Annotated in this window: 4 protein-coding genes; 3 read left to right on the top strand and 1 reads right to left on the bottom strand. The window is 72.5% G+C overall.

What is annotated here, in order from left to right; genetic code table 11:
* Window positions 1-74 precede the first annotated feature (74 nt).
* Window positions 75-284 (bottom strand): hypothetical protein, encoded by a 210-nt coding sequence (locus D7V93_RS39800; RefSeq protein ID WP_120648250.1) that lies wholly within the window; start codon window positions 282-284, stop codon window positions 75-77.
* 366 nt (window positions 285-650) lie between these two features.
* On the opposite strand from D7V93_RS39800, the gene D7V93_RS39795 reads away from it, so the two are divergent.
* Genes D7V93_RS39795 through D7V93_RS39785 form a run of 3 tightly spaced genes read left to right on the top strand, consistent with a single transcriptional unit; the run spans window position 651 to window position 3,516 of the window.
* Complete coding sequence (locus D7V93_RS39795; RefSeq protein WP_372338415.1) at window positions 651-1,559, top strand: ABC transporter ATP-binding protein; 909 nt, start codon at window positions 651-653, stop codon at window positions 1,557-1,559.
* Window positions 1,556-2,392: an ABC-2 transporter permease gene (locus D7V93_RS39790; RefSeq protein ID WP_120648248.1), complete on the top strand. Its 837-nt coding sequence runs from the start codon at window positions 1,556-1,558 to the stop codon at window positions 2,390-2,392. The genes D7V93_RS39795 and D7V93_RS39790 overlap by 4 nt, the downstream gene beginning before the upstream one ends.
* A 2-nt stretch (window positions 2,393-2,394) precedes the next feature.
* Window positions 2,395-3,516, top strand: coding sequence for a hypothetical protein (locus tag D7V93_RS39785; protein WP_120648247.1), 1,122 nt, complete (start codon window positions 2,395-2,397; stop codon window positions 3,514-3,516).
* The last annotated feature ends 367 nt before the right edge of the window (window positions 3,517-3,883 follow it).

Here is a 3,883-nt window from a genome sequence, read left to right as displayed (position 1 = left end):
GGGTGGGCCATGGGTCGCCGGTATAAACCGCCCGGCCCCGCGCTTCACCCCTTCCCTATCACCCACCTGCCTGCTCAGCCGGCGACAGGTCGCCAGCTCTGCTGCTGGCGGCGGCTGTCGCGCGCCATGCGGTCGGCCCGCCGGTTGGCCAGGTCCGCCTCGTACAACGCCCGCGCGTACCGCACCCGCGAGGCCTCCGTGCCACTGACCAGCTCCCGTTCAGCGGCCTCCAGTTCACGGCGCGCGTCCTGAAGCTGCTGCTCGGCTCCGTATGCCCACGTCATGCCCGTGTCTCCGTCTGTCTTGCGTGTGTCCAGCATCTGCCCGCCATGCTTTGCAGGGTCCGGACCACCCCCTCCGTTGGAGCCCCCAGGTTCGCAACGCCCCGGAACGACGGGGTATCGCGGCGCGGCACGGGCGTGGGGGGTGCGCAACGGACTTCCCAGCGGCGCGAACCCGGAAACGCGGGGAGAGCCTTGTTTCAGGCCCGCTTGTCCCTCCCCGCGGGGCGAGGCGGGTGCAATCATCGCCCTCGTGGGTCGTCTACAGTCGCGACCGTGACGACTCCGCCCCCTGCCCTCGAAGTCCAGGGCCTGCGAAAAACCTATCACCGCGCCTTCGGACGGGGCGGCCATGAGGCCCTCAAGGGCATGGACCTGCTCGTCCCGGCGGGCAGCGCCTTCGGGCTCATCGGGCCCAATGGCGCGGGCAAGACGACCTTCATCAAGAGCGTGCTCGGCATCGTGCGGCCCACCGCGGGCACGGTGCGCGTGCTGGGTGGATCGCCGGAGGACCCTGCCATCCGCGCGCGCATCGGCTACCTGCCGGAGCGGCTGCACCTGCCGGGCACGTGGAAGGCGCCCGCGTTCCTGGCCACCGTGGCCCGCCTCAAGGGACTGAAGCCGGACGCGCCCGCGCTGCTGCGCCTGCTGGAGCGCGTGGGGCTTTCGGACGCGGTGGACCGGAAGATCGGCGGCTATTCGAAGGGCATGCGGCAGCGGCTGGGGCTGGCGGCGGCGCTCCTGGGAGATCCGGCCCTGCTGGTGCTGGACGAGCCCACGGACGGCATTGATCCGATGGGCCGGCTGGAGGTGCGCCGCATCCTCCAGGAAGAGGTGCGCCGGGGCGTGACGCTGTTCCTCAACTCGCACCTGCTGGCGGAGACGGAACGGGTGTGCGACCGCGTGGCCATCCTCGCGGACGGGCGCGTGCTGCGCGAAGGCCGGCTGGAGGAGCTCGCGCGCGGAGGTGCCCGGTGGCGCGTGCGCTTCGCACCCGGCGCGGAGGCCTCCGCCCTGCTGGCGGCGGGCTTCGTGCCCACGGAGGCGGAAGCGCGGATCAGCACGGCGACGACACCGGGCCCCCAGCCGAGCCCCCAGGCCGACGGTGCGCGGGAAGGTGTGTACCTGGTGGAGGCGACGGACGTGGCGGTGCTCAACGCGGCGTTGGACCGGGCCCGGGCTTCGGGCGCGCTGCTGGTGGACTTGCGGCGCGAGGGCGCGGACCTGGAGGCGGTGCTGCTGGGCGCGGTGGGCAGCAGCCCGGGGGTGGCGGCGTGAACCCGGTGTTCGTCATCGCGGGGTACGTGCTGCGCGAGGCCGCGTCGCGCAAGTTCATCCTGGCGTTCATGGTGGGGCTCACGCTGGTGCTGGCCACGGTGGCGCTCAGCCTGAAGCTGGAGGTCGTGGACGGGGCGCTCGCGGCGACGCGGCTGTTTGGCGAGGTGGTGCGCGCCAACATCACCTCCGTGGACGTGGCGCTGCGGCCCATCTTCCGCGCGGCGGCGTACCTGGTGTTCTACGGCGGCATCCTCTTCGGCATCGTGGCGTGCTCGGACTTCGCGCCGGGCCTGCTGTCGCCCGGCCGCATCGAGCACCTGCTCGCCCTGCCCCTGCAGCGCTGGCACCTGCTGGCGGGCACGTTCCTGGGGGTGATGACGCTGGCGCTGGGCGGCACGGTGTACGCCGCGGGCGGGCTCACGCTCATCTTCGGGGTGAAGACGGGCTACTGGACGATGGGGCCGCTGGTAGCCGGGGGCCTGGCGTGCGTGGGCTTCGCGGCGGTGTACGCGGTGATGCTCACCACGGCGACGCTGGTGCGCAGCGCGGCCCTCTGTGCCGCGGCGGGCTTCGTGCTGCTGGTGGGCGGCATCCTCGCGGGCTTCCGCACGGACGTGTCGCGCTACCTGGAGGCGGGCTTCGGGCGCACGTCGTTCGACGCGGTGACGCTGGTGCTGCCCCGGCTGTCGGCGCTGGCGGTGGGCGCGGCGGACCTCGCCAGCTCCACGCCGCTCAAGCCGGACTCGCTGGGGATGTTGCTGGGGGGCGTGCTGGTGTTCGGCCTGGGAGCGCTCGCGGTGGGCTTCTGGCACTTCGAGGGAAAGGACTGCTGAGCATGGATTCGCGCGGTCGCAGGAAGGTGTGGCTGGGTGGGGCCGTGCTGCTGTTCGCGGTGGCCGCGCTGCTGATGTTCACGGGCCAGGGCGACAAGCTGGAGACCCCCGCGCCGGAGGTGAAGTTCCCCTCGCGCATGCGCGGCCCGGACCGCGAGCGCGCGGAGAAGCGCCGCACCTGGGTGATGCCCACCGTCGAGGACGCGGGCGTCGCGGCGCCCGTGAAGCCCCGCGACCCGCTGCTCGCGGCGCTCCCGCGGGGGCCCGGGAGGACGGCGGTGGTCATCGAGGCGAACGCCCTCAGGCACTCGCCCCTGGGCGAGCTGCTGATGGACTGCCTGATGCGCGACGGCGGCAAGAACCTGGAGCAGTTCAAGGCGCTGAGCGGCGTGGATCCGTTCCAGGACCTGGACCGCATGGTCATCACCGACGAGGGCCTCATCCTCTCCGGCGACTTCAGCAAGGCGCGCTACCAGGAGCTGCTGGGCGAGCGCGTGGCGTCGGACCACGGCCCGGGCGCGCGCGTGTACGAGCCGGGCGACACGTCCTTCCCCCTGCCGGACGGCGGCACGCGGCGCGGGCGGATGGACAGAGCGGTGGGTACCTGGAACGACCAGATGCTGGTGGTGGGCCGCAACCCGGACGAGGTGAAGACGGTGCTGGATCGCATGGACGGCCGCGGGCCGGAGGAAGGGCCGCCGCTGCTCGACGAGAACAGCACCTACGGGGAGATGTACGGCGTGCTCGCGGTGGAGCAGCTCGCGAAGATGCTGGGGCCCGACCAGGCGGAGCTGGCGCAGCGACTGAAGGACGTGGCCCAGAACGTGGAGCTGCACCTGGACACCAGCGGCGACGTGGCCATGGTGGCGGACGTGCGCGGCCTGGACGAGGAGAAGATGACCGACCTGGGCAAGTCGCTGGGCGGCGCGCTGTCCATGGCGCGGATGAAGGCGCAGGCGGACGGCAACACGGAGATGGCGCAGCTGCTGGACTTCGCGAAGGTGCGGCCGGACGGCACGTCCTTCAAGCTGGAGCTGGCGGTGCCCCTGTCCGCCATCCAGGAGCAGCTCGCCTGGTGTCGCACGGAGCGCAAGGCCGCCGAGCGCACGCCCCCGGCTCCGTGAAGCCGGGGCCCGGGGCCCGGGCTTCCCCGGGTCATGGGCGCCATGGCTGGGGGGCTGGGAGGCAGGCCGCGTCGTCGCTGTTTTCCCGGGGACACTCCGCGCGACATACTGCGGCCCGACAGGGAGCCGCGGCCCGCCACACCCGGGCGGCCGCGTGATGAGGACGCTCCCACGAGGGCCTTGATGAACGCACGCGTAGCGAGGGTAGCGCCCCTGCTCTTTGGTTCGGGACTCTGTGCCCTCGACTCCTGCGCACCTCGTGGAGGAACTTCCCAATGGCTCCGTCCTCCTGGTGCTTCGGCCCACCGCCGCGGACTTCGCGAGCGATGAAGCGCGCGTGGCGCAGGCTCGTGCCCATGTCCACCTG

Origin of the sequence: Corallococcus llansteffanensis, from assembly GCF_003612055.1 — a bacterium.
Lineage (GTDB): Bacteria > Myxococcota > Myxococcia > Myxococcales > Myxococcaceae > Corallococcus > Corallococcus llansteffanensis.
This window is presented reverse-complemented; position numbering and strand designations above follow the sequence as displayed.